Below are 23,116 nucleotides of genomic sequence, written 5' to 3' on the forward strand. Positions count from 1 at the left end.
CTTGTCGGCGGCGCTGGCCGAAGGTCGGCGGCCGGACCTCGCCTACACGCTGGCCGACATGGCGCAGGACGCGGTCGGGCTGCTCGATGCCCTGTCGGTCCGCCGCGCCCACGTCGTCGGCCGCTCCATGGGCGGCATGATCGCCCAGATCCTGGCGAGCGAGCATCCCGCACGGGTTGGATCCCTCACCGCGATCATGTCGAGCACGGGCAACCCGGGCCTGCCCCCGGCCGCGCCCGACGCGATGGCCCTGATGATGCGGCCCGCCCCCGACCCGTCGCTGGACGAGGCGGGCTTCGTCGCGCAGGCCGTCGCCGTCGCCCGGCGGCTGGCCGGCCGGTCCGACCCTCTGGACGAGGCGGCGTACCGGGCACTCATCCGCGCGGAGCTGCGCCGCGGCTACGTCCCGGGCGGCTTCGGACGGCAGCTCGCCGCGCTGGTCCTCGCGGGCGACCGACGCGCCCGGTTGGCGGCGATCCGCGCGCCGACCCTCGTGGTGCACGGGACCGAGGATCCCCTGTTCCCGCTCGCCTGCGGGCAGGACATTGCCGACTCGATCCCCGGCGCGGCCTGGCTGCCCATCCAGGGGATGGGACACGACCTGCCGCCGTCGCTGCACGGCCCCATCGCCGAAGCGATCGCGCGAACCGCGCGCCGCGCGACCCCGTCGGTGCCGGGCGAACAGCCGGCCATCGATCCGGGGCGCGGCGCGTGACGGCTCGGCCGCGGCGGTCCCGGTCGCATCAGCCGCCGCTGCGCGAGGCGCGGTAGTCGCGCGGCGTCAGGCCGTAGGCCTCCCGGAAGGCACGGCTGAGCTGGGCGCTGCTCCCGAAGCCGTAGGCCTCCCCGATCTCGCCGATCGACCGCGGCTCCAGCGGATTGTCGAGGGCGGCCCGCACGGCCGCGAGGCGCTGCCGCGCGGGGTAGCGTGCCACCCCGCCTTCCGGTTCGAACAGGCGGTAGAGCTGGGAGCGCGATATGCCGAGCGCCCGCGCCATCGCGTCGATCCGGGGCGGCGCGGCGAGCTGGCCGCGGATGAGCCGCTTCGCGGTCCTGAGCCGGGCGGCCTCGAGCGGTGCGGCCGCGCGGGCCGCCCCGTCCAGGCTCGGGCGCGCGCAGGCCGCGACCATGTGGAGCGTGGCCTGGGCGATATGGGCCGCGTCGGTCGCGGTGATCGCGTCGCTGTGCGCCGCCAGGCTCCGGATGTGGTCGGCGAGGAGGTGGCCCGCGCCGCCGGACAGGATCAGCCCGTGCATCGCGTCCTCGTCCGGCAGCACGGTCGCGATCGCGGCGCGCGAGACCGCCAGGATCAGCGAGTCCGTTTCCGGAACCCGGCTGCGGCGGTACGGCTGCGACAGGTCGTTGAGGCTGACCGCGCCCGCCGGAACCTCCACCACGCCCCGTTCGGTCTCGACGCTGTAGGCGTGCCGGCTCAGGTGCAGGACGAAGCCGTCCTGTCCGTCGCGCCGGATCTGGGACCGGGACCGCGCGGGCCCCTGCGGCGCGGCGTTCATGACGCGCAGGGCCATCGGGCCGATCAGCGTCGTCTCGATCCGGCCCGTGAAGCCGTGCGGATCGGCGTCGAGGTCGTGGGCCGAGAACAGCGCCCGCCACGCGGCGAACCGGTCGCGCTCCGGCAGGGCATCCGTGGTGAAGAGGGACCGGGGTACGAAGTTCACGGCGGGACCGACGACCGAGGGTTGACGATTTTACCTTACGTTGCGCATCCGGCCAGTCCCTATCGGACACAATCTACGATCGCTTGCAGCCGGCCCCGGCGGGGCGGCCGCGGGGGCCCCTGATCCACCGCGCGACCGCGGTGGCGCCGGTGCGCGAAGGCCCCGGAGCCGCACGGGCTTGCACGAAACATAACGCGTTATATAAAACGGGCCCGGAGGACCACATGCCCGCAGACATCCTCGACGATCTCGGACCGCTGTTCCTGGGCAGCCGTCTCAAGCGTCTCGCAGACCGCTTCCAGGCCGACGCCGCCCGGATCCTGCGGGACGAGGGGCTCGGTATCCAGCCGGCCCAGTTCCCGCTGCTCGCCGCCATCGACCGTTACGGCCCGCTGACCATCGGCGACGCCGCCGCCGTCCTCGGCGTCAGCCAGCCGGCGGCCACGCGCACGGCGGCCAGCCTCGTCGAGCTCGGACTGCTCGACGAGGCGCGGTCGGGTGCGGACCTTCGCCAGAAAGCCCTGTCGCTCAGCGGCGCGGGCGAGGCCCTGGTGGCGCGCGCCAAGGGCGCGCTCTGGCCGCGCGTCGACAGGGCCGTCGCGGGCCTGTGCGCCGGGCTGTCGGGGCCCCTGCTGGATCAGATCGCCGCGCTGGAGCGCAGGCTCGACGCCGTCCCGTTCGCGGCCCGCATCCGTGAGGACGACGCGGCCGGCGACGCCGCGACGGGCCTGACGATCCGGGACTACACGGACGCGCTGGCGGGCCGCTTCCGCGACATCAACGCCGAGTGGATCGAGGCGATGTTCGCGCTGGAGGAGAACGACCGCCGGATCCTGTCCGATCCCCGCGGCCAGATCCTGGACCGCGGCGGGCTCATCCTCTTCGTGGAGTCGGCGGATCTCGGCATCGTCGGCACCTGCGCGCTGATGCGGACGGATGCGGGCTGCTACGAGCTGACCAAGATGGCCGTGTCCGCGCGGGCCCGGGGCCGCAAGGCCGGCGAGCACCTGCTGCGGGCGGTGCTGGCCCGCGCCGCGGCGATGGAGATCGAGACGCTCTACCTGCTCACCAACACCCGGTGCGAGGCCGCCGTGCACCTGTACGAGAAGGTCGGATTCCGGCACGATCCGGAGATCATGGACCGGTTCGGCCGGCGCTATGCCCGCTGCAACGTGGCCATGCGCTACCCCCTGTGACACCGCCGGCCCGGGGCTACCATTCCCCGCGTCCCGGCTCGCGCCCTCGGCTCGGCGGCAGAGGATCCGCAGACGCCCTGGCCCGCGGACGGTGTCGCTCTGCCGTCGGCCGCGGGCCCCGGCGTCAGACGGCCGCCTCCGGGACCGGCGCGCGCCCCGCGCGGTCCGACGCCAGGCGGACGACCTGATCGCCGTCGCGGACCGAGGTCATCCGGTGGGTGACCGCCACGATCGTCAGCCGGTCGGCCTGCCCACGCAGGCCGTCCATGACCTGGCGCTCCGTCTCCGCGTCCAGCGCCGAGCTGGCCTCGTCCAGGACGAGGACGCTCGGATCCGCGTAGAGGGCGCGGGCGATCGCGATCCTCTGCCGCTCGCCGCCCGACAGCTTCAGGCCGCGCTCGCCCACCACCGTCTCGAAACCCTCCGGCATGGCCTCGACGCGCGCCAGGATCGACGCCCGCTCGGCGGCCGCCCGCAGGCGCGCGGCGTCGAACGGGCGCCCCAGCACGATGTTGACCGCCAGGGTGTCGTTGAGGAGCATCACGTCCTGGGGCACGACGCCGACATGGGCGAACCAGTCGCCGCTGCGCACCCGGGCGAGGTCGACGCCGTCGACCAGGATCCGCCCCTCGGTCGGGGCGAGCCCCTTGAGCAGCATCTTCAGGACGGTGGATTTGCCCGATCCGGTCTCGCCGACGAGGAAGGTGGGCCTGCCGCGGCGGGCGGTGAAGCTCAGGTCGGCGACGCCGCGCCCGTTCGGGTAGCGGAAGCCGACCGCCTCGACCGCGATCGTCCCCTCCGCCCCCCGGTAGGGGAGCGGATCGGACGGTTCGGCCTCCTCGGGCGCGGCCCACATCCGGGCCAGCGGGCGGAAACGGGCGGCGGCCTCCGCGGTCTCCTTGATCGCCATGCCGACGAGGTGGAACGGTTCGCTGAGCTGGATCAGCATCGTGTTGAACAGCACGATGTCGCCGACCGACAGCAGCCCGGCCTCGTAGCGCGGGAGGAGCATCAGGAACGTCACGGCCAGCTGCAGCGCGGCCGCGGCCCCGAGGGCGCCGCTGAACACGCCGCTCGCCAGCGCGAACCGGCGCCAGTTCGCGTACGCGTCCGCGGCCCCGGCCGCGAAGCGCGCGCTGATCCAGGCCTCGCCGCGGGTCTGGCGGAGCGTGTCGATGAGGGTGATGGCGTTGCCGACGAGCCGCGCGTTCTCCTGGCCGCGCTCCATGGCGGCGTCCAGAAAGGGCCGCACGCGCCCGATGCGGAGGTAGTCCAGGCCGATCACGACGGCCCCGTAGACGAGCACGATCGCGGCCGTCTCCCAGTTCAGGAGGCTGCCGAGGAGTGCGGCCCCGACGCCGATCTGCACGGCGCCCGGCAGGAGCCCGCCGATCGCGAGCTGCGTGACGACGTTGAGGGTCCGGGCGCCTTCCTGTCGGGCGCTGCCGACCTCCGCGGGGTTATGGTCGAGGAAGAAGGCCGGGGTCTTGCGCAGAAGGCGGGCGAAGAAGGCAGCGTTGGCGATGACGCCGAGGCGCTCGGCGGACAGGAAGGCCATGAAGCGGGCGGCCTGACCGCACGCTCTCGCGACCCCGTAGAGGACCGCGTAGAGCAGCAGCAGATGCAGGGCCGCCGCGGTGTCCGGCCCGCGCGCGAGCGCGTCGACGGCGCGGGAGAACAGGTAGGGGGCCGACACCGCCGCTACGGCGCCCGCGAGGGTGGCGGCCAGGACCAGCAGAATCGTCCAGCGCGCCTCGTGCCAGTAGGCGCGGAGAAGGGAGCGGAGAATCGGCGCCATCGCTGCGGGGGTTCGTTTCCGGCGCCGGACAGGATCGTCGGTGCGCGCGGCCTCGTCTACCCGGGCGTCGCGCGGCTGCCCGGCCCGGCACGATCGGGAACGGCAGGATCCCGCGGCGGTGGGACCGCGGACCGCGGATCCGGTCGGACCGCAACAACGGGGACGAAGCCCGGGCGATGTGCAGCGAGCCGCTCCAGGCTGGGGAGGCTCACGGCACAGTAGACGTCAGATCCCGCACAAGAGTGGAGATGCGCGCCCAGACGAGACGCTGGACGCGATGTCCGGGACGAGACCCGGGCCGCTGAGCGACCGGGCCGGGAGCGAGGGGCCCTGCCTCGGGCGTCGCGACCGGCCACGCCCGCGCTCAGTTGCAGCCGTCGCAGATGCTGCGCTCGATCTTGTTGAGCCGGGCGCGCTCGCGCTCCTGCACGGCGGGCGGCGGCACTTCGCCCGGGCCGAGGGACGTGCCGGGGGGCTTGGTCACACCGAGGCTGTTGGTGTTCGGCGCCGTGATCGTCGAGGCCGGGCCGCCGCCCGTGCCGGTCTGGTCGGGCGCCAGGCCCTGGGCCGCGAGCGTGGCGGGCACGGCCAAGCTCAGCAAGGCCAGGCCCGCGGGGCGGAAGAGGGTTCGGGTCATTGTACCTCCCGTCATCGAGCGCGCGTGAAGCAACCTGGCAGTATCCGTCGCCTGGCGGAACCGCCTTCGTCCGATCGTGAGCCGGACGGCTCCACTATCCCCCGTAATCCGACTGGCCGATAGAGTCCCAATGGCGATCGGCGTGATCGGATCTTTGCCCGGGCCGGCCGCCGACCCGGGCGACCTGAACTGGTCGTCTCGATCGTCCCGCGAGATCTGGGCGGACGGCTCTTAGCTAATCTCTAATAAATTTTAGCTAAGTATTTACAAGAACAGGATCGGGTCTCGTCGGGACCGGGAGGCGGGAGGCGTTCATGTGCGTCGCGTGTGATTGGGCGCCCCACTTCCAGGCCTTCGGCGGACACGCCGTCAATCGGCGCGCGGTGCTGCGGTCGGGCGCTGCCATGACCGCGACGGCCATGACCGCGACGGCCGTGACCGCGACGGGCGCCCGCGCCGGACAGGGGAGCGGCCGCGCGGCCGCGGCGGGGCCGGCCGACGTCGTGTTCCACAACGGTCCCGTCTACACGGTGGCGGGGCCGGCCCCCTGGGCCGAAGCGGTCGCGGTCCGCGGCAACACCATCGTCCATGTCGGGGACGCGGCCGGCGCGATGGCGCTGGCCGGCCCGGCCACGCAGGTGGTGGATCTCGAGGGCCGGCTGTTGATGCCCGGCTTCGTCGAGGGCCACACCCACCCGTTCCTCGGCGCGTTCCTGACGTCCGGGGTCGACCTGCAGCTCGACGACCTCGCCCAGGTCCTCGCGGCCATCGAGGCCCACGCGCGGGCGCATCCGACCGGACCGATCCGCGGCTTCGGGTGGCGCGTCGACATGTTCCCCCCGGAGGGCCCCAACCGGGCCGAACTCGACGCCATCCTGCCGGACCGGCCGGCCTTCTTCTTCGCCATCGACGGGCACAGCCTGTGGGCCAATTCCAGGGCGCTGGCGATGGCCGGCGTCGACCGGGACACGCCCGACCCGATCCCGCGCTTCAGCTACTACGCGCGCGACCAGAAGGGCGACCCCACCGGCTACGTGCTCGAGGTCAACGCGGTCCTCGAGCTGGTCAACGCCGTGGAGCCCATCAGCGTCGCCGCCATGGGCAGCCTGCTGGAGGGCTGGCTGCCCAAGGCCGCGGCCGCGGGCATCACCACGGTCTTCGACGCGGGCGTCCCGCCCGTCGGCAGCGATCAGGCCGCCATCATCGCGCTCTACGCGGAGGCCGAGAAGCGCGGCACGCTGCCGTTCCGCGTCTCCGCCTCCTACTCGGTGAAGTCGCTGCCGATCGACGACACGGTCGAGCAGTTCAACGCCGTGCGTCGGCAGGTCTCGAGCGAGTTCGTGCACGTCGACATCGTGAAGATCGTCGGCGACGGCTCGCAGGGCGGCTACACGGCGTGGCTGATCGAGCCCTACGCCGACCTGCCCGACTCGACCGGAGGGTCGCCCTTCACCGAGGCGCAGTGGCACGACCTCGTCGGCGCGGTCGACGCGGCGGGCTTCGACGTCCACGTCCACGCCTGCGGCGAGCGCACCGCCCGCGTCGCCCTCGACGCCATCGAGAAGGCCGTCGCGAACAACCCGGCCCGCGACCGGCGGCACGCCATCGCGCACCTGGTCTATGTCGAGGACAGCGACGCGCCCCGCTTCGCCCGGCTCGGCGTGACCGCGCAGTTCTCGGCCAACTGGTCGTCGGCCGATCCCGACACGCTGCAGAACATGATGGCGCGCTACGGCGCGCATCGGGCCAGCCGGATGTACCGGACCCGGACGATCCTGAGGCAGGGCGGGCGCGTCTCCTTCGGCACGGACTGGCCGGCGGCCGGCTACGTCTCGACCTACGAGCCCCTGAAGTCGATCCAGGTCGGCGTGACGCGCCAGCTGGTCGGCCGGCCGGACGCGCCCGTGCTGAGCCCGGCCGAGGAGCGCCTGACGGTCGCGGAGGCGATCCACGCCAACACGATGGGCGCCGCCTATCAGCTCCGCATGGACGACAGGATCGGGTCGGTCGAGGTGGGCAAGCGCGCCGACCTGATCGTCCTCGACCGCAACATCCTCGCGATCGATCCGCACGAGATCCACCGGACCGCGGTCGTCCTGACCATGATGGACGGCGTCGTGCGGCACCGGGCCTGAGGATCCGACCGCCGCTCAGGGGCTCGGCGCGGCGCCGGCGTCTGTCCCGCCCGGATCCGCGAGCCGGTCCGCCACCATCCGGCAGAACGCCTCGGCGGCCGGCGGCATCGTCCGCCCCGCCTTCTTGATCAGGCAGACCGGACGCTCGAACAGCGGGTCATCGATCGCCCGCGAGCGGAGCAGGGGCTCGGCCCGGATCTCCCGCGCCGCGCCCGGGAGGATCGTCAGGCCGAGGCCGGCCCGGACCATGCTGACCGCGGTCATCATGTAGGTGGCCTCGCAGGCCACGCGGGGCAGCCGGCCCGAGCCGATGAAGGCGCGGTCGACGACCGCCCGCACGCTCGTGGCCGGATCCATCAGGATCAGGGGGTGCTCGGCGAGCGCCGCGATCGTGACCCGGGGCAGCGCGCCGATCGGGTGATCGGCGGGGTAGATCACGTGCAGGGCGTCGCGCGTCCTGTGCAGGACGCCGATCTCCGGATCGCGGACGTCGCCGCCGACGATGCCGAGATCCGCCTCCTCGCCGCGCACGAGGTCGAGCACCCGCTGCGCGATGACGTCCTTGATCCGGAAGGTCACGGCGGGGTGCTCGGCGCGGAAGCGGACGATCGCGTCGGACAGCACGCTCGCCGCGAAGGACGGCAGCGTCGCGACGCGCACGACCCCGTGGCGCCGCGCCGCGAGGTCGCGGGTGTCGACCACCACCGCGTCGAGGTCGCGCAGCACGCGCTGGAACACGGGCAGCAGGTCGCGGCCGAGCCGCGTCGGCGCGACGGTGCGGCTGGTCCGGTCGAGGAGCCGCGCGTCGAGCGTCTCCTCCAGGCGCCGGATCTGAACCGTCAGGGCGGGCTGCGACAGGTTCAGCAGGGCGGCGGCCCGGGTGAAGCTGCCGGCCTGGACGACCGACACGAAGGCCCGCACCTGCCGCAGGTTGAGATCCATAAGCTCAGGCTATCGCTGCGATCCGATCTTTTCAATTGTGTCATGAAGTGTTCCGCCGTCTCCTGACCCGATACAGGCGCGGATTCGAACCGCGCCGGCGCCCAACGGGAGGAACGGATGCTGGCCCTGCTCGGCCTGTGCACGATCGCGCTGCTGCTCGCCGTCATCCTGACCAAGCGGATGTCGCCCCTCGTGGCGCTGATCGTCATCCCGGTCGCGGCCGCCCTGATCGGCGGGTTCGGGTTCGACACCGGCAAGTTCGTCCTCGCGGGCCTGCAGAGCCTCGCGGGCGTCGTCGGCATGTTCGTGTTCGCGATCCTGTTCTTCGGCATCGTCAGCGATGCCGGGATGCTCGACCCGATCATCGACCGGATCCTCGCCCGGGTCGGCACCCGCCCCACCCGGATCGTGCCCGGCACCACCCTGCTGGCGCTGCTGATCCACCTCGACGGGTCGGGTGCGGTGACGTTCCTGATCACCATCCCGGCGATGCTGCCGCTCTACGACCGCGTCGGCATCGACCGGCGCATCCTGGCCTGCGCCGCCTCGATGGCGGCCGGCGTGAACTTCCTGCCCTGGACCGGGCCGATGATCCGCGCCTCCGCCGCCCTGAAGCTGCCGATCCCCGAGATCTTCTCGCCCCTCGTGCCGGTTCAGGCGGTCGGCCTCGTCTTCATCTTCGCCGTCTCGTACTGGCTCGGCCTTCGGGAGGAGCGCCGTCTGGCCCACGTCCCCGGCGCCGCGGGGGCCGCCCCCGGCCCGGCCGCGACCGCCCGGATCCTGAGCGACGCGGAGCGGACCCTGCGCCGCCCCGACCGCTTCTGGATCAACCTCGTCCTCACGGCGGCGGTCCTGGGGACGATGGTCTTCCTGGCCGAGAAGGTGCCGCCGGCGCTGATGTTCATGCTCGGCACGGCGCTCGCGCTGGTCATCAACTACCCGCAGGTCGACGCCCAGCGGCAGCGGATCGACGCGCACGCCAGGGCCGCGATCCTGATGGCCTCGATCCTCCTCGCCGCCGGCGTGTTCACCGGGATCATGCAGGGCACCGGCATGCTCAGGGCCATGGCCCAGACGGCCGTCACCTTCGTGCCGCCGGAGATGGGGCGCCACATCCCGTTCGCGCTCGGCCTCGTGTCGATGCCCCTGTCGATGCTGTTCGACCCGGACTCGTTCTACTTCGGCGTCCTGCCGGTGGTGGCGGAGGTGGCCCACCAGCTCGGCGTCCCGCCGGTGCAGGTCGCCCAGGGGGCGCTGCTCGGCCAGATGACGACGGGCTTCCCCGTCAGCCCGCTGACGCCCGCGACCTTCCTGGTCTGCGGCCTGACCGGGATCGACCTCGCCGACCACCAGAAGTTCACCTTCCCGTTCCTGCTGGCGGCCTCGGTGGTGATGACCCTCACCTGCGTCGTCCTCGGGGTCTTCCCCCTCTGATCCCTCTGACAGCGGAGAGCGCGCCATGAGAATCGTCCGCCTCGGTGCCGGCGCGGGCTATGCCGGGGACCGCATCGAGCCCGCCGTCGAGCTCGCGGAGCGCGGCGACATCGACTACCTCGTGTTCGAGTGCCTCGCCGAGCGCACCATCGCGCTGGCGCAGCAGGCGAAGCTGCGCGACCCCGAGGGCGGCTACGACCCGCTGCTGGAGGCGCGGCTGCGGGCCGTGCTCGGGCCGTGCCGGGCTCGCGGCATCCGCGTCGTCACCAACATGGGCGCGGCCAACCCGGTCGCCGCTGCCCGGAAGGCCGGGGCGCTCGCGCGGGAGATGGGCCTCGCCGGCCTGCGGATCGCGGCGGTGACGGGCGACGACCTGCTCGACGCGGTGCGGGCCGGCGACTTCGTCCTGGAGGAGAGCGGCGAACCGGTCGCCAGCCTCGGCAACCGCATCGTCTCGGCGAACGCCTATCTCGGCGCGGCGCCGATCGTGGCCGCCCTCGCGGACGGCGCCGACGTGGTCATCACCGGCCGCGTCGGCGACCCGGCCCTATTCCTGGCCCCCCTCGTGCACGCCTTCGGCTGGGCGATGGACGATTGGGAGCGCCTGGGCCGCGGCACCCTCGTGGGCCACCTCCTCGAATGCGCCGGCCAGATCACCGGCGGCTACTTCGCCGATCCCGGCTGCAAGGACGTCCCGGACCTCGCGCGCCTCGGCTTCCCCATCGGGATCGTGGCCGAGGACGGCACCGTCGAGATCGCGAAGGTCGCGGGCTCGGGCGGCCGGATCAGCCTCGCCACCTGCAAGGAGCAGCTGCTCTACGAGGTGCACGACCCGGCCCGCTACCTCCAGCCGGACGTGGTCGGCGACTTCTCCGGGGTCGAGATGGAGCAGGTCGGCCCCGACCGCGTCCGGGTGAGCGGCGCGACCGGCGCGCCCGCGACGGGCCTCCTGAAGGTCTCGGTCGGGTACGTCGATTCCTATATCGGCGAGGGGCAGATCTCCTACGCCGGGCCCGGTGCCCTGGCCCGCGGCCGTCTCGCCCTGGCGGTGGTGCGCGAGCGCCTCGCCCTCACCGGCGTGGCGACGCGCGAGCTGCGCTGCGACCTGATCGGCGTCGACGCGCTCCACGGCGCGGCGCTGTCGGGCGGGCGCGAGCCCTACGAGGTCCGCCTGCGGGTCGCCGGGCGGACCGAGACCCACGCCGAGGCCGTGCGGATCGGCAACGAGGTCGAGACGCTCTACACCAACGGCCCGGCCGGCGGCGGCGGCGCCTGGAAATCGGCCCGCGAGGTGGTGGCGGTGCAGTCGGTCCTCGTCCCCGCCGCGCTCGCCCGCCCGCGCGTGCACGTCGTCGAAGCCTGAGAGCCGGGAGTCCCGAGGATGAAGCTGCGCGCGCTCGCCCATGCCCGCACGGGCGACAAGGGCAACACGTCGAACATCGCGCTGATCGCCTACGACGCGGCGGATTACGAGCACCTCGCGGCGCACGTCACGGCCGAGCGGGTGCGGGAGCATTTCCGCGGGATCGTGACCGGCGGTGTGACCCGCTACGCGCTGCCGAAGATCGGGGCGCTGAACTTCGTGCTCACGGGCGCGCTCGGCGGCGGCGTCACCCGCTCCCTGGCCCTCGACGCGCACGGCAAGGGCCTCGGCTCCGCGCTCCTCGATCTGGACATCCCGGACCGGCCCGGAACCGGGGGCGCGCCGCCGCGGTGAGGCCGCCGGCCCGCCGCGCGATCCCGGGCCTCAGCGCCAGCCGAGCAGCACGAGGAAGCTCGAGAAGGTGAGGGCCGAGTCCATGAGGGTGAGAACGAGCGGATCCATCCCCATCGGCTAGCGGTCGGCCGCCGGCGCGGCCATCGGGCGTTCGGCCGCTGCGGCATGATCGCGGGCGGCCCGCGATCCGGGTTCGAACCACAGGCCGCCCACGACCGTTGACGGTCGTTCAGCGTGACCGTTCGAAGAGCCCAGATGGACCGCCCCCGTCGCGTCGGACTGCCCTGGTACGCCCCGGAGCAGTACCAAGCCCTGCGCACCAGCCTCGCGGACGGTGCCAAGCTGCCGCCCGACTACGAGACCTGGCGCATCGCCACGGAGCAGATGGAGCGGGAGGTGCAGCGCAGCGGCGTCGAGGTCGTGCGCGTGCCGATTGAGCCGGAGATCTTCGCGGCGTGGTGCGAGCGCGCCGGGCTCCCGCGGGATGCCGCGGCGCGCGCCCGGTACGCGGCCGCCGCGCTGGCGGCGGATTGGGCCGTCTGAGAGCGCCCCGAGCGGGGCGACGCGCGGAGGAGGCGGCCGCCGGGACTCCGCGCGGGCGCAGGTCCTCACCGACCGCACCGGCGCGCAACCGGATCGGACCGACGGCGCCTTGCGCGGGCGGCTCGGCCTGCTCCCTCGGCGCCCGTGGGCCGGCGTCGTGCGTGTCATCCAGCCGGGCCGTCCAGACCTTCGCGGCCGCCGACCGGAACGGTAACCCGTTCCTGCCGGCGCGGGACCACCCTGTTCGCCCGCGTCGCGCGCACCGGTTTCGGCGCCGCCGACCCGAGCCTCCAGGGGTGGCGCCCAGTTCAAGGGCCGCCCCGTCGGCGACCGTGTCTACAGTGCCTGCATCACGGTGAAGGGCTGCCGGTACGGCGAGCCGCGCACCGTGTCCGGAACGCCGACACACCGGTGGTGAGCGGTCCGCCGCACCCGCTCAGGGCGGCCGGTTGGGACAGAGCGGAAGCGCGGCCCGTCATGCCGCATGGGACGAAGGCCGCGCCGAATCCGGGGCCGGAGCCGCGTCGGGATCGGCGGAGGTCCCATCCGGGAGGGCCCGCGCCCGGATCAGGCTTCGGCCATCGGGAAGGTCTCGGCGAGCGCGCATCGGAACGCGGTGCTCCAGAGGATGCTCCGTTGCAGCGCGCCTTGCATCGCGGACAATCAGCGCGCGGCACTCGGGCTTTATTCCCCCGCGGCGAAGGTGGCGCCGAGTGACCAAGCCGGTCGGGCGAAGGAAGAAAATGCCGATTCATCAGCACCTTCGACGGTGCTGGCGGAGACGGAGGGATTAGACCCCAAGCATCGCTTAACCGATTCTAGGATAAGCAAGCCCCGGCGATTGCACGGAATCGCGGTTCGAGATAGCGGTACGACTGCGGTACGAACCCCCTCCCGAGGACGTCCATCCAGTGCCCCGCAGAACCAACACAGGCGTGCGCTACCTCGCCGAGTATAAGGGGTACTACCGCGTGACGATGGCGGTCCCCCGGCAGCTCCAGGACCAGCTCGGCCAGCGCCTCGTCAAGGGGCTGGACACGCAGTCCCTGCTCATCGCGAGGGCTCGCGCCCCGCAGGTCATCGCCGAGTTCAAGCGCCGGATCGAGGATGCCTGGACGGCGCGCGGAGGCAAGAAGCACAGCCTCCTCGCCGAGGCCCTGGAGGTCCGGGGCATGCTGCAGGACGCGGACGAGGACATGGAGCACTTCCTCCGCCAGGGCATGAACGAGCGCATCGACAAGATCCTCAGCAAGGGGGCGACCTACAAGACGGTGTGGAACCCCGAGCTCGGCCCGGACGAGATCCGCATCCCCACGAAGGAGGCCCTGGCCGAGGCGGAGGAGTACCGGCAGATCGTCCGTGGGAGCACGCCGATCGCCTACCACCACGAGTCGTTCATGCGGACGCTCAAGATCGCGGACCGGTCGAAGCTCGACGAGCCGCGGGCGCTCGGGATTTTCCTGGACTGGCTGTCGACCCGGAACCCTCCGATCCAGCCCTTCATCGAGAACGTGACCCGGCCCGTCGCGCTCCGGTACATGGACGAGATGCCCGCCTACACCGGGCTCGCGTGGGGATCCAACGCGAAGTATTTCGGGAGGCTCAAGTTCTACTGGTCTTGGCTGTCGAAGCGGGGCTTCGCCAAGGGGAACCCGTTCCATGACCTGACGATCGCCAAGGACAAGGTCGCGCACGACGAGGAGGAGCGGGCGTTCACGGACTCGGAGATGCAGCGCCTGTTCATGGGCGACCCGCCCGAGGGCAGGTCCATGCTCGACGTCATGTGGGTGGCGGCCCTGACCGGGGCCCGGCTCGACGCGGTGATCGACCTGCGCGTCGGCGAGTGCGACGACGGCTGGTTCACCTTCAAGCCGCAGAAGAAGGAGAAGTCTTCGCGCGACGTGCCGATCCACCCGGACCTGCTGCCGATCGTGCGCCGGCGCATCGAGGGCAAGAAGCCCGACGACGACCTGTTCCCCGAGTGGCCGGCCCCCAAGCCTCCCTCGGTCAAGCCGCGTTCATCATATTATTCGAAGAGGTTCACCAAGTATTCGCGTGATATCAAGGTTCGTGATGAGCTGGAAGGCAAGAGAAGGTCTCTAATCAACTTTCATTCATTCAGAAGATGGTTCATCACGAAGATGGAGCGCGCGGCCGTCCCGGGCGACCTCATTGCGGCCATCGTCGGCCACAAGCGGTCCGGGCTGACGCTCGGCCGCTACAGCGACGGCCCCGAGATGGGGGCCGCCATAGAGGCCATCAAGAAGGTGCGGATGCCCCCGCTCGACGGCAGCGTCGTCATCGAGGACCGCAGCCTTACACCGCGCCGCAGGAGGCAAGCATGAAACCGTTCCCCCGTTCGAATCCCGACTCCTCCGCCAAACCCTAGGGCCTCGCAGGGGGTCCGCCCCCTACGGATCCTCGCCATGACCATTTTCCTGACCGCCGACCAGCACTTCGGGCATTCCCAAATCGCCAGAATGTGCGGCCGCCCCTTCGACGACCGCGACGCCTCGGCCATGAACGAGGCCATGGTCGCGGCCTGGAACGCCCGGGTCCGGCCGGCGGACGACGTCTGGCACGTTGGCGACTTCGCCATGAGGCTGAAGGCGGGGCCGCTGCGCGAGATCTTCGACAGGCTCAACGGGACGAAGCGCCTGGTCCGAGGCAACCACGACCACCGCGACACGCTCGACCTTCCGTGGGCCGAGCCGCCGCGCGACCTCGTCGAGACGACGGTCGAGGGGCAGAAGCTCGTCCTCTGCCATTTTCCTATGCGCGCGTGGCGGGGGTCGATGGGCAGCGCCATCCATGCCTACGGCCACGTGCACGGCCTGTTCGAGCCGACTCGGCTGAGCCTGGACGTCGGCGTGGACGCATGGCCCGGCATGGAACCGGCCAGCCTCGCCCAGGTCGTCGCCCGGGTCGAGCGGTCCGAGCTGGAGCCGGAGGAGCAGCGGCTCGTCCGGGAGCGGCGGGAGAGGGCTTAGAGCAGGTCCTGCCCGCGCGTCTCGCTCCAGTCGACCGGCCCGGCGGCGAGGACCTGCCCCACGAAGGCGTCAAGGTCGAAGTCTTCCTCAGGGGCGGCCTCGGCCGCGGGCGACCCAGATTCGCGCGGTGGCTCGCCGTCCGACCCGGGCTCGCCTTGGGCCCCGGGCGGGGCCCCTGCATCGTCGGCGGCGGCATCGAGGGTGGCGGCCCGCGTCCGCAGGTCGGCCGCGGCGGCCCGGGCGATCGCCGGCAGGGAATCGACGACCCACTTCGGGACTGGCTTCGCCGCATCGGTCTCCAGGAGCCACTGCGCCACGCGGGCGCGCCCGATCTCGCGACCCGTCGCCTCGTGGATCGCCTTGGCGAAATCGGCGTGCCAGGTCCCGGTCCTCGCGCCGAAGGACGCATCCCCGATCCGGCGGACGAGGTCCCGGCGGCGTCCGCGCTCTCCCGCGTCAGTGAACTCGCGCGCTCCCATCGGTACCTCGTCGCCCCTTAGTGAACGGATCGTATCACCAACTGGAGGAAGTGAACACACGCGTTCACCAGACGAGTGCCTCCATCGCATCGGCGTCGTCGTCTGGCAGCTGCACCGGCCCTCCGAGCATCGCGGCCTCGCGCGCATACGCGGGTGCGACGAGGTCCCAGAGGTCCGGGGCCAGCACGGAGAAGGCGGGCACGACGACGGCGGCGCCGAGCTCGAATTCCTCCGCCACGTGACGGGCGGCCTCCAGGGCGACGCGTGCGTGCTCGGCGCACGATGCCCTGCTCGTCTCCACCCGGGCTCGCATGGCCGCCGCGACGCAGGCCTCGGCTTCGGCGATTGCCGCCCGGCACAGGGCGGTCCCGTTCTCGCGGAGGCGCGCGTGCTCCGTGCTGCCGCCGGCGATGTGCGCCATCGAGCGGCCGGCGCAGAGGGCCGACACGTTCGGGACGGGCACGACGCGTTCGGACGCGTGGCGCACCCTTCCCCTCGCCACGTCCCGGATCTCCCGCGTCCGCAAGGCCTGGGCGAACCTGTTCAGCGCCGGTGTCAGGCGAGGGGATTCGACGGCCACGAACAGCGTGTGGCTCGGACCCGAGGGACGGATCGGCCCGTACAGCGACGTCACCCCATGCAGCAGGCGCAACGGCGCGCTTTCGTGGTGCTTGAGCGACGTGACGGACGCGGCCTCGCGGAGCGCCCTAAGCAGCGTGTAGTGACAGGTGCGTTCCATGACCGCCTCCGAATGGCATCGGCCCTTGTCGGGACGGCCCTGGCCGAGGGCGGTCCGGAGAAGGGCCGGGGCACGGGGCCCCGGCTGCTGGGTTCAGTCGCGGTAGTTCCCGAACCCATCGCGGGGGCGGTCCCAGTCGTGCGCATCCTCACGCTCGTCGCGGGCGATGCGGGCGTCGTCGGCGGCCTCGCGGTACGCGACCTCGGCGCGCTCCTCCGCGGCGGATGCCGCAGCGATCGCGTCTGGGGTGCCGTGGGCGAACGCGGCGGAGGAGGCGTCCCGGGCACGGACGAGTTCGCGGTAGGCGGCCGCGCTGGCGGCCTTGGCGGCATCGTAGTTGGCGCGGGCACGAGAGTGGGTCTGGGAAGATGACACGGGTGTCTCCGAAGTTGGCGGGGCGGCTCGGCTGAGGCCCGTGCGAGGCCGGCGAGATCCGCGGAATCGCGGCGCCGGCCCCGAGGCGGGCGTCAGTCCACGCCCTCTGCCAGGGCAGCAACGTCCGGGACGTACAGGCGGGCATCGGTCACGCCGACGTAGCCGTCGGCCATCGCCTTTTCGGCAACCTTGCGGGGGCAGTCATGGATCACGACGACCGCGTCCACTACGGTCCGCCAGTTGGCCCTGGAGCCGCCCGACGTGACGGATCCCTCCAGGCGGACCACGCCCTCGCCGAGCTTGGCGCTCGAGTCCCGCCCGAAGGCCCGGGCAATGACCCGGCCGGCGACCTCGACGGGTCCCTGCCAGCTGTCCTTCTCGATGTGGCACTGCAGGGAAACGGTGTCCGGCTCGCCCTCGCCGTCGCCGCCGTAGGACCGCTTGAGTGCGGCCCGGACCAAGGCCTCGTTGCGGGCGTCGACGCGCCAGGCCGGGGACTCCCAGCGGCCGCCCATGTCTCTGAGGCGCTTGTTGAAATTCGTGTTCATGTGCGGCGTCTGCACCAACAGGTCGGTGCCGGACTTGGTGATCTGAATGGCCACGTGGCGTTCTCCGAGATCGTGCCCGCGAGGTCGGGCGGGTGGGTAGGCCCCTCGACGAGCCGCCCTTGCGCGAGGGCGGCTGGTGGAAGGGCCGGGGCGAACCCCCGGCGGTGGTCAGAGGACGGTGGGGAAGGGGAGGACCTCGCCGGTCACGGGCAGCTCGACGAGCTCGGCGTTCTTGGCCTCGACGATCGCCACGAGGGCGTCGAGGGGGATCTCGATCGAGGTCTGAGGGATCGTGGGGGTGGTGGTGGGCTGGGTCATCTTGGCCTCCGCGAGAAGCGTTCTGCTCTCTCAGTGAACATAATGGTTCACTGAAACGGAGGCAATGGGTAGGTGAACGTTTTTGTTCACCATGTCGCTCAGGCGCCACCCCTGCCGCCAGCGCCGCCCTCCGCCGCTTCTCTGGCCAGGCGGTTGCGCCGCCTGGTCTCTGCGGCGCGGCGGGCGGCCTCGCGCCGTTTCTCCGCCTTGTGCAGATACTCGGCGTCATCGACGTCGAGCCGAGCGAGGGCCTCGCGGGCGTCGCCGGTCAGCAGGGCGAGATCGGGGTAGCGCCGCCAGACCCTGCGAGCCCGGTCGTAGCCGATCGGGACTTGGCGCTCTCCGTCAAGCAACCGCACGCGCTGGGGGGCACCCGGCGCGAGCGGCGGCGGGAACCAGAGGCCAGCGCGGCCGCCGTCGAACAGCAGGACTTCGGCGGTGAGGCCTCCGATGGCGTCGTGTTCGATGGCCGTCACGAGGACGACGGGGAGAGGCACCTCCGGCGGCACCCAGGGCAGCGCCAGGCGGAGCAAGGCCTTGACCAGGGCGTCCTCACCGGGGGCGACGCGCTCGACGACGAGCAGGTCGTCCAGCGCGGGGATCAGGGATTCCTGCGGCATGGCTACTCCCCCCACCGGATGCCGGTGCGGACGCCGGCGAGCCAGGCGAGGGCGCCCAGCGCGACGTACGCCCAGCCCCACGTCCCGACCCAGACGACGGCCATCAGCTGCGGGCTGTCGGTGCCGAACAGCGCGACCCCGGCCGGCGTGAGCGTGCCGGCCGTCAGCAGCCGGTCGATGGGCTCGCCCGCCGCGGCGGCGATGCCCTCCCTCAGGGCGGAGCGGAGATCGGGAATCATCGGACCGCCCCCGGCTTCGCGGGCGCATCGACGGGGCCGTATCGCCGCGGCAGCTCGGCGAGGCCGAGGGCGGCCAGGACGCGCTCTCCCGGATCCCGCTTCCCCGCGAGGACTTTGCCGACGTAGCTCTGGTTGATCTCGTGCAGCCGCGACCAGACCCTCTGTCCGCCCGCAATCCGGACGGCGGCTGAGAGCACGATGCGGACGTCCTCGTCCGTCAGGGGGCGCCGGCTCACGACCGGGACTCCCGCAGCGCCTCGCGGCCCCGCTCGTCCGTGGGCAGGCCGTGCCGGGCGGCGGCCTTGGCGATCGTGCTGGGCTTGCAGCCGTAGGCCGCGGCGATCCGGGCGATCGGGATGTCGGTGTGCGCCAGGGCCATAGCGAGCGCCTGGGCGTTCGGCGCGCGCCCATTGGGCTTCCCGATGCCGAGCCGCCGGCAACGGTAGGCGACGCGGTGCTCCTCGACGCCGTGCATCCGCGCGATCGACGCCCTGGTCTCACCCACATCCAGGAGCTGGCGCAGCAGCGCAGGCGGCGCCCGGTACTCCCCATCCCTTATGTACATCGGCGCGCCCATCCCCTTGCCTCCCGGTCCCTTTGAGTCCACGATTGGCCTCAGTGGTACGAGATGTAATCGCAAATTTTGCGGTTAGAAAGGGTTCTACGATAACGAACGCGCCCCATGGTGAATCGAGGCTGAGTCCTGCCCAGGACTCGCCCCCGGCGTCCGGGACGGTGACGGTAGTGATGAGGGCCGGGGCCGTGTTCCGGCCGGTCCTCGTGTGGAGCGGGACGCGCACGCGCCTGGAGGACCGGCTGGTCGCCGGATTCCAGAGCTATCCCAAGCGGCCGCACTACATCGACGAGGCGCAGACGACGTGGAAATCCGCGCACGACCTGCCCGTCGGCGCGGTCGTGACGACCGCGCGCCAGACGCCATGGGATGACGATACGTACCTGGTCACCCCGGACGGCCTGAATGCCATCACGCGTGCCCAGGCGTGGGACATCATCGACCCGGCCGGCGCCGAGGACAGGGCCGCCGAGCGCGAGCACCACCACCGCGCCGACTTGGAGGCCCTGCCGCTGCATCTCACCCGATTCGTCGGCCACCACGGGTTCCAAGACGGGGTCCACCCGGCCGGGAATTCCTATTATTTCGCAGAGAGATGCACGCGCCGGCAGGCTTTCATGCGCCGGGCCACCCGGGCGGAAATCGCGGCCCTCGGTGGCTAGTGCGCGCCTGCGCGCTTTGTGGCTCTCATGGCGGAGTGCTCTGCTCCGGATGAGGGGCCGGCGCCAGTGACCGCGCCCCCTACGCACAGGGGTTCACATGTCCTTCTTCGCCCGCCTCGCCTCCATCTTGGCCCGCATCATGGGCGGCCTGGGCACCGCCGTCGGCTACGGCCTGCAGGTCCCCGGCGCGCTGCTCAGGAGCGTCTTCCCGAACCCGGCGCTGACGCCCCGCCGCGTGGCCGACGACGCCGTCGCCGAGGACGACGCCACCGACCCGGGTTTCAACTTCGAAACCCCCGGGTTCGGGCTGTTCGTCCAGCACGCCGCGCAGGCGCTCAAGGATGGCGGGGAGGCCGCGTTCGCAGAGCATGTGCCCCACATCTCGGAGCCCGTCGCCGACTGGCTGCGCAGCCTCAACCGGGCCGAGCTCGCCAAAGTCTGCAAGGTCGCGGTGCCGGATCTGACGCGCCACGTCGCCGCCAAGACCGTCGCCGAGGGCTCGCCCCTGCTGCCGTCCTACGTCCGATTCGTCGAGCAACAGTCGGCGGCAGAGGCGCGCAGGACGGTCGAGATCGCCGTGATGGCCGCGAAGGCCCGGACCTCGTTCAAGACGATGGAGGCCGAGGTGGCCGCGATGGCGAAGCGCGGGCCGCGCCCGATCGCGGAGCCGACATGGGACGAGCGCCACGACCTCGGTGGGGCGCGCCCCGCCTTCCGCTGAGCCATCCCCAGGAACGAAGAAGGGGCCCGCCGGTCATCCCGGCGGGCCCCTTCTCTTTTGGCGGTCCCCGGCGGCTCAGATGCCCAGGGCTTCCCGGAGCGCCGCCGTCATGTGCCTCTCCTGCGCCAGTGCCTGCCGCAGCGCCGCGATCTCCGCCTGGGCGGCCCCAAGGCGGGCCTCGGCCTGGGCCGCACGCCGGAGCGCGCCGCGCTGCGCCTGCCGGGCCTCCTGGAGGCGGATCGCCAGCTCCGTGACCGAGTCGACGGCCTGCTCGCGGCGGATCCGGTGCTCGGCCTTGGCGATGGCGATGCCGAGGCCGATCGAGCTTCCGACCCTGGCCATCGTCCCTGTGACCTCGATCGCCGCTGCCGTCCCCATGCTCATGGCCGTCTTCCCTTGTTCCGTGAGCCCAGGAGAATCGAGTGGGAGTCCCGGGTCAACGGGGGTCCGCTGGCCACGGTTAAGGGATCCCTGGCCGGGCCGCGGGCCGACGTGCGCCCGACGTCGGGCCGACGTCGGCCTTAAATAGCCTTTCTGTAATTTTGTATTCAGCCCGATAAGCGACTCTCGCGACTCGGGAAATCGACGTTTTCCGAAATGGCTAGGTACAAGAAGCGCGTTACTAGGGGTTCAGGAGCGTTCCAGGCGGGGTGTCCCGTATTGAATCAGGAAAGCCCCGGTCGCGGAAGCATGGGCGAGCGTTACTCGTCTGTGGATAAGCTGCGTTGCAACGGGGGGTGGACGTGCGTTGCAACGCGATTTCCGGTCAGGCACTCCCTCGTTACACAATAGGCAGGTAACGGTAGGACAACTCGTCGGCGTGAATTTCACTCGCCTCCGGAACGATGGCCTAGACGTGGGTGCCCGCGATCCCGACAGCGACCGTGGCCCCGAATAGCGCAGCGCCCGTGTTGACGAACTCGATCAGCGACCCCGGCGACACGAGAAGGGCCCCGGCCCCTGTCAGCGGCATGCTCCCTCCGCCTGCGGGGATCGCGGCCGGGGCGACGGTGGCTCCGTCGACGTGGATCTCGAACGTCGTGGCCGGCGGCGAGGCGGCCGAGGTCGGCGAGGGCAGCAGCACGATCCCCGAACCGGTCCAGGCCAGCGGGATCGAGATCGGGGTCGCGAGCCGGCGCACCGCGCACGTGCCCGCCGGGATCCGGTTGGCCGTCACGTCCACGGGCGAGCGCATCGAGAGTTGACGCGAGCGCGAGAGGACGGTCTCCGACGTCCAGTAGGGATAGCCGCCCGGGTCCACGCTGCCCGGCGCGCTGCCCACGGGGATGACCCTGGTCGGGTCGGTCCAGACTGCATCCAGCCGTGGCGGTGGATGCGACCGCCAGACTCGGCGATGGGGATGGCCCGCTCCAGGGTCATCAGTCCCTCGACCATGCCCATGGTCAGGCCTCATCATCCAGCATGCGGCCCATGGCGTAGGACGGCACGTAGCCGTCGAGGACGTTCCCGCTCGGCCTGATGGCCCGCAGCATCGCCGTGTAGACCTTGCCCTTCAGCACCCCTCCGGCCTTGCGGTAGGCGAATAGGAACGGCCGCACGTCCTCGGGCTGAGCCGCGAGCGTCAGGCCGAGCTCGCGGTCAGACAGGTGCTCGACAGCCTTGGCGGCGGCCTGGATCTTGGCGGCCAGCGCCATGGCACGGCCATCGAGGATTCTGACGATCGCGTCGAAGTCCCCCCAGAACTCCTCGGGCAGGTCGCGGCGCTTGTCGTCGAGCGGCAGACCGGCGTTGAGCACGTCCCACACGGCGAGCGGCGTGCAGCGCGAGATCAACGCGTGGATCCGCTTGTACTCGGACCCCTTGATCTTCAGCCGCGTGCCGTCGCTGAACCGGACGACGAACCCCTCCATGGTGCGGGGCATGTCGCCGGCGATGCGGACGAGCTCCGCGATCGACTGGAACGGGTGCCTCCACGCTACGAAGAACCCGGTGGCGTCGCCGACCTGCAGCATCTCGGACCTGTCGAGCTCACGTCCGGTGTCATCGTAGGCGCCCAGGAAGACCAGCCCGGAGGTGACGTAGCGGACGACGATCACGTTCTCCGGGTAGAGCGCCTCGAACAGGTAGGTGGTGCCGGGCACCAGGGCCGAGGTGTCCCGGGCATCGAGCCAGGCCTGCGCCCATGCCGCCTGGGTCGAGACGAAGGCGCCCTTGGTCGCCGTGCGCCACCGGCCGGCGTGGTGGAAGGCGATGATCAGGCTGCCGTCGAGCTTGTCGAAGGCCTCGAAGGGTAGGTCCGGCGCCACGCCCCGGCGCTCGCCGAGGTTGAAGAAATTCGGGAACGGGGTGGCCACGACGGCTTGCTCCGCCGGGTCGACGATGAGGCCGCGGGCCACCAGCGAGAACGCGTCCCAGGCGTCGTCGTACACGCACCGCTGGGTGTAGCAGTAGATGTGCAGCCCGGTCTCGGGGCACTCCTTGCGGCTGACGAGGCCGCGACCGCGCGCAGCCTCCAGGCCCGCGACGAGGTCGGCATAGGGGATCGTGCGAGCGGGGTGCATCTCAGCCTCGTGCTTCGTGGGTGGCGGTGGTGATGGCGGTGGCAGCCGGGGCCAGTCCGAGCTCACGCCGCAGGTCATCCCGTGCCGCGAGCAGGCCGTGCCGGTAGGCCTGGTGCGCCCACGGCAGGATCCCCTCGGGCGGCTCGGGCTGCCACGCGGCGAGGTCCCGCTCGTAGCCGTCGAGCTCCTGCCTCGCCGTGGCTGCCTGCCGGGCGGCAAGGCGCTCCTGTGCACGTGTCATGGATCGC

28 protein-coding genes are annotated in these 23,116 nt (G+C 71.9%); 11 read left to right on the forward strand and 17 right to left on the reverse strand.

Features of this window, described 5'->3' with window-relative positions:
* On the forward strand, positions 1-715 hold a 715-nt coding region (locus ME121_RS27595; protein ID WP_059409969.1), incomplete at its 5' end, for an alpha/beta fold hydrolase.
* A gap of 28 nt (positions 716-743) precedes the next feature.
* Here the strand turns inward: ME121_RS27595 and ME121_RS27600 are convergent.
* Positions 744-1,679, reverse strand: coding sequence for a helix-turn-helix domain-containing protein (locus ME121_RS27600; RefSeq protein ID WP_059409970.1), 936 nt, complete (start codon positions 1,677-1,679; stop codon positions 744-746).
* A 224-nt stretch (positions 1,680-1,903) separates the two neighbouring features.
* Between ME121_RS27600 and ME121_RS27605 the strand changes: the two genes are divergently transcribed.
* Positions 1,904-2,875 (forward strand): bifunctional helix-turn-helix transcriptional regulator/GNAT family N-acetyltransferase, encoded by a 972-nt coding sequence (locus tag ME121_RS27605; RefSeq protein WP_012320982.1) that lies wholly within the window; start codon positions 1,904-1,906, stop codon positions 2,873-2,875.
* A gap of 124 nt (positions 2,876-2,999) precedes the next feature.
* Here the strand turns inward: ME121_RS27605 and ME121_RS27610 are convergent, their stop codons facing one another.
* Positions 3,000-4,673, reverse strand: a complete 1,674-nt coding sequence (locus ME121_RS27610; protein ID WP_059409971.1) for an ABC transporter ATP-binding protein — start codon at positions 4,671-4,673, stop codon at positions 3,000-3,002.
* 364 nt (positions 4,674-5,037) lie between these two features.
* Positions 5,038-5,310: a hypothetical protein gene (locus tag ME121_RS27615; RefSeq protein ID WP_059409972.1), complete on the reverse strand. Its 273-nt coding sequence runs from the start codon at positions 5,308-5,310 to the stop codon at positions 5,038-5,040.
* A gap of 314 nt (positions 5,311-5,624) precedes the next feature.
* Between ME121_RS27615 and ME121_RS27620 the strand changes: the two genes are divergently transcribed.
* Positions 5,625-7,445, forward strand: a complete 1,821-nt coding sequence (locus ME121_RS27620) for an amidohydrolase (RefSeq protein ID WP_089231096.1) — start codon at positions 5,625-5,627, stop codon at positions 7,443-7,445.
* Positions 7,446-7,460: 15 nt separating this feature from the next.
* Here the strand turns inward: ME121_RS27620 and ME121_RS27625 are convergent, their stop codons facing one another.
* Complete coding sequence (locus ME121_RS27625) at positions 7,461-8,387, reverse strand: LysR family transcriptional regulator (protein WP_012320978.1); 927 nt, start codon at positions 8,385-8,387, stop codon at positions 7,461-7,463.
* Between the two features lie 117 nt (positions 8,388-8,504).
* Between ME121_RS27625 and ME121_RS27630 the strand changes: the two genes are divergently transcribed.
* From ME121_RS27630 to ME121_RS27655, 6 genes are all read left to right on the forward strand, one after another.
* Positions 8,505-9,821, forward strand: a complete 1,317-nt coding sequence (locus ME121_RS27630) for a CitMHS family transporter (protein WP_024829002.1) — start codon at positions 8,505-8,507, stop codon at positions 9,819-9,821.
* A gap of 25 nt (positions 9,822-9,846) precedes the next feature.
* Positions 9,847-11,184, forward strand: coding sequence for an acyclic terpene utilization AtuA family protein (locus tag ME121_RS27635; protein WP_024829003.1), 1,338 nt, complete (start codon positions 9,847-9,849; stop codon positions 11,182-11,184).
* An 18-nt stretch (positions 11,185-11,202) separates the two neighbouring features.
* A complete protein-coding gene (locus ME121_RS27640) occupies positions 11,203-11,538 on the forward strand; it encodes an AtuA-related protein (RefSeq protein WP_012320975.1) in 336 nt (111 codons plus the stop codon).
* 255 nt (positions 11,539-11,793) lie between these two features.
* The gene (locus ME121_RS27645) at positions 11,794-12,081 is read left to right on the forward strand and encodes a DUF8829 domain-containing protein (RefSeq protein ID WP_012320974.1); all 288 of its coding nucleotides are present in this window, start codon (positions 11,794-11,796) and stop codon (positions 12,079-12,081) included.
* Between the two features lie 911 nt (positions 12,082-12,992).
* On the forward strand, positions 12,993-14,426 hold the full coding sequence (locus ME121_RS27650; RefSeq protein WP_043074449.1) for a tyrosine-type recombinase/integrase: 1,434 nt from the start codon (positions 12,993-12,995) through the stop codon (positions 14,424-14,426).
* Between the two features lie 81 nt (positions 14,427-14,507).
* Entirely contained in the window at positions 14,508-15,071 is a 564-nt protein-coding gene (locus ME121_RS27655; RefSeq protein WP_043074448.1) for a metallophosphoesterase family protein, read from the forward strand.
* Here ME121_RS27655 and ME121_RS27660 read toward each other — a convergent pair.
* The 9 genes from ME121_RS27660 to ME121_RS27695 form a co-directional block, all read right to left on the reverse strand.
* Positions 15,068-15,550 (reverse strand): hypothetical protein, encoded by a 483-nt coding sequence (locus ME121_RS27660; protein ID WP_052516919.1) that lies wholly within the window; start codon positions 15,548-15,550, stop codon positions 15,068-15,070. The two genes, ME121_RS27655 and ME121_RS27660, sit on opposite strands and share 4 nt — an antisense overlap.
* Positions 15,551-15,614: 64 nt before the next feature.
* Positions 15,615-16,289, reverse strand: coding sequence for a hypothetical protein (locus ME121_RS27665; protein ID WP_043074447.1), 675 nt, complete (start codon positions 16,287-16,289; stop codon positions 15,615-15,617).
* Positions 16,290-16,382: 93 nt separating this feature from the next.
* A complete protein-coding gene (locus ME121_RS27670) occupies positions 16,383-16,664 on the reverse strand; it encodes a hypothetical protein (RefSeq protein ID WP_043074446.1) in 282 nt (93 codons plus the stop codon).
* Between the two features lie 92 nt (positions 16,665-16,756).
* Entirely contained in the window at positions 16,757-17,266 is a 510-nt protein-coding gene (locus ME121_RS27675; RefSeq protein ID WP_059409973.1) for a hypothetical protein, read from the reverse strand.
* 114 nt (positions 17,267-17,380) lie between these two features.
* On the reverse strand, positions 17,381-17,530 hold the full coding sequence (locus ME121_RS34400) for a hypothetical protein (RefSeq protein ID WP_160536115.1): 150 nt from the start codon (positions 17,528-17,530) through the stop codon (positions 17,381-17,383).
* A 98-nt stretch (positions 17,531-17,628) separates the two neighbouring features.
* Positions 17,629-18,150, reverse strand: a complete 522-nt coding sequence (locus ME121_RS27680; RefSeq protein WP_059409974.1) for a hypothetical protein — start codon at positions 18,148-18,150, stop codon at positions 17,629-17,631.
* Positions 18,151-18,152: 2 nt separating this feature from the next.
* Positions 18,153-18,389 (reverse strand): hypothetical protein, encoded by a 237-nt coding sequence (locus ME121_RS27685; protein WP_043074443.1) that lies wholly within the window; start codon positions 18,387-18,389, stop codon positions 18,153-18,155.
* Positions 18,386-18,625, reverse strand: a complete 240-nt coding sequence (locus ME121_RS27690; RefSeq protein ID WP_043074442.1) for a hypothetical protein — start codon at positions 18,623-18,625, stop codon at positions 18,386-18,388. Before ME121_RS27690 ends, ME121_RS27685 begins: the two co-directional genes overlap by 4 nt.
* Positions 18,622-18,966 (reverse strand): hypothetical protein, encoded by a 345-nt coding sequence (locus ME121_RS27695; protein WP_245337773.1) that lies wholly within the window; start codon positions 18,964-18,966, stop codon positions 18,622-18,624. The genes ME121_RS27690 and ME121_RS27695 overlap by 4 nt, the downstream gene beginning before the upstream one ends.
* Before the next feature lie 185 nt (positions 18,967-19,151).
* Between ME121_RS27695 and ME121_RS27700 the strand changes: the two genes are divergently transcribed.
* Together ME121_RS27700 and ME121_RS27705 are read left to right on the forward strand one after the other, a co-directional pair.
* Complete coding sequence (locus tag ME121_RS27700; RefSeq protein WP_491892894.1) at positions 19,152-19,625, forward strand: hypothetical protein; 474 nt, start codon at positions 19,152-19,154, stop codon at positions 19,623-19,625.
* A gap of 97 nt (positions 19,626-19,722) precedes the next feature.
* A complete protein-coding gene (locus ME121_RS27705; RefSeq protein ID WP_052516918.1) occupies positions 19,723-20,346 on the forward strand; it encodes a hypothetical protein in 624 nt (207 codons plus the stop codon).
* 75 nt (positions 20,347-20,421) lie between these two features.
* Here the strand turns inward: ME121_RS27705 and ME121_RS27710 are convergent, their stop codons facing one another.
* The 4 genes from ME121_RS27710 to ME121_RS27725 form a co-directional block, all read right to left on the reverse strand.
* Positions 20,422-20,730, reverse strand: coding sequence for a hypothetical protein (locus ME121_RS27710; RefSeq protein ID WP_043074441.1), 309 nt, complete (start codon positions 20,728-20,730; stop codon positions 20,422-20,424).
* A gap of 466 nt (positions 20,731-21,196) precedes the next feature.
* Complete coding sequence (locus tag ME121_RS27715; RefSeq protein WP_043074440.1) at positions 21,197-21,628, reverse strand: hypothetical protein; 432 nt, start codon at positions 21,626-21,628, stop codon at positions 21,197-21,199.
* 121 nt (positions 21,629-21,749) lie between these two features.
* A complete protein-coding gene (locus ME121_RS27720) occupies positions 21,750-22,868 on the reverse strand; it encodes an RNA ligase (protein WP_059409976.1) in 1,119 nt (372 codons plus the stop codon).
* Position 22,869: 1 nt separating this feature from the next.
* Complete coding sequence (locus ME121_RS27725; protein WP_043074439.1) at positions 22,870-23,109, reverse strand: hypothetical protein; 240 nt, start codon at positions 23,107-23,109, stop codon at positions 22,870-22,872.
* Positions 23,110-23,116 lie beyond the last annotated feature (7 nt).

Source organism: Methylobacterium sp. ME121 (genome assembly GCF_000974725.1).
Lineage (GTDB): Bacteria > Pseudomonadota > Alphaproteobacteria > Rhizobiales > Beijerinckiaceae > Methylobacterium > Methylobacterium radiotolerans.

Excerpts from the sequence above, each read along its gene's own strand:
- ME121_RS27605 (WP_012320982.1), top strand. The coding sequence starts at position 1,904 with ATGCCCGCAGACATCCTCGACGATCTCGGACCGCTGTTCCTGGGCAGC.
- ME121_RS27610 (WP_059409971.1), bottom strand. The coding sequence starts at position 4,673 with ATGGCGCCGATTCTCCGCTCCCTTCTCCGCGCCTACTGGCACGAGGCG.
- ME121_RS27615 (WP_059409972.1), bottom strand. The coding sequence starts at position 5,310 with ATGACCCGAACCCTCTTCCGCCCCGCGGGCCTGGCCTTGCTGAGCTTG.
- ME121_RS27620 (WP_089231096.1), top strand. The coding sequence starts at position 5,625 with ATGTGCGTCGCGTGTGATTGGGCGCCCCACTTCCAGGCCTTCGGCGGA.
- ME121_RS27625 (WP_012320978.1), bottom strand. The coding sequence starts at position 8,387 with ATGGATCTCAACCTGCGGCAGGTGCGGGCCTTCGTGTCGGTCGTCCAG.
- ME121_RS27630 (WP_024829002.1), top strand. The coding sequence starts at position 8,505 with ATGCTGGCCCTGCTCGGCCTGTGCACGATCGCGCTGCTGCTCGCCGTC.
- ME121_RS27635 (WP_024829003.1), top strand. The coding sequence starts at position 9,847 with ATGAGAATCGTCCGCCTCGGTGCCGGCGCGGGCTATGCCGGGGACCGC.
- ME121_RS27640 (WP_012320975.1), top strand. The coding sequence starts at position 11,203 with ATGAAGCTGCGCGCGCTCGCCCATGCCCGCACGGGCGACAAGGGCAAC.
- ME121_RS27645 (WP_012320974.1), top strand. The coding sequence starts at position 11,794 with ATGGACCGCCCCCGTCGCGTCGGACTGCCCTGGTACGCCCCGGAGCAG.
- ME121_RS27655 (WP_043074448.1), top strand. The coding sequence starts at position 14,508 with ATGACCATTTTCCTGACCGCCGACCAGCACTTCGGGCATTCCCAAATC.
- ME121_RS27660 (WP_052516919.1), bottom strand. The coding sequence starts at position 15,550 with ATGGGAGCGCGCGAGTTCACTGACGCGGGAGAGCGCGGACGCCGCCGG.
- ME121_RS27665 (WP_043074447.1), bottom strand. The coding sequence starts at position 16,289 with ATGGAACGCACCTGTCACTACACGCTGCTTAGGGCGCTCCGCGAGGCC.
- ME121_RS34400 (WP_160536115.1), bottom strand. The coding sequence starts at position 17,530 with ATGACCCAGCCCACCACCACCCCCACGATCCCTCAGACCTCGATCGAG.
- ME121_RS27680 (WP_059409974.1), bottom strand. The coding sequence starts at position 18,150 with ATGCCGCAGGAATCCCTGATCCCCGCGCTGGACGACCTGCTCGTCGTC.
- ME121_RS27685 (WP_043074443.1), bottom strand. The coding sequence starts at position 18,389 with ATGATTCCCGATCTCCGCTCCGCCCTGAGGGAGGGCATCGCCGCCGCG.
- ME121_RS27695 (WP_245337773.1), bottom strand. The coding sequence starts at position 18,966 with ATGGGCGCGCCGATGTACATAAGGGATGGGGAGTACCGGGCGCCGCCT.
- ME121_RS27705 (WP_052516918.1), top strand. The coding sequence starts at position 19,723 with ATGTCCTTCTTCGCCCGCCTCGCCTCCATCTTGGCCCGCATCATGGGC.
- ME121_RS27710 (WP_043074441.1), bottom strand. The coding sequence starts at position 20,730 with ATGAGCATGGGGACGGCAGCGGCGATCGAGGTCACAGGGACGATGGCC.
- ME121_RS27720 (WP_059409976.1), bottom strand. The coding sequence starts at position 22,868 with ATGCACCCCGCTCGCACGATCCCCTATGCCGACCTCGTCGCGGGCCTG.
- ME121_RS27725 (WP_043074439.1), bottom strand. The coding sequence starts at position 23,109 with ATGACACGTGCACAGGAGCGCCTTGCCGCCCGGCAGGCAGCCACGGCG.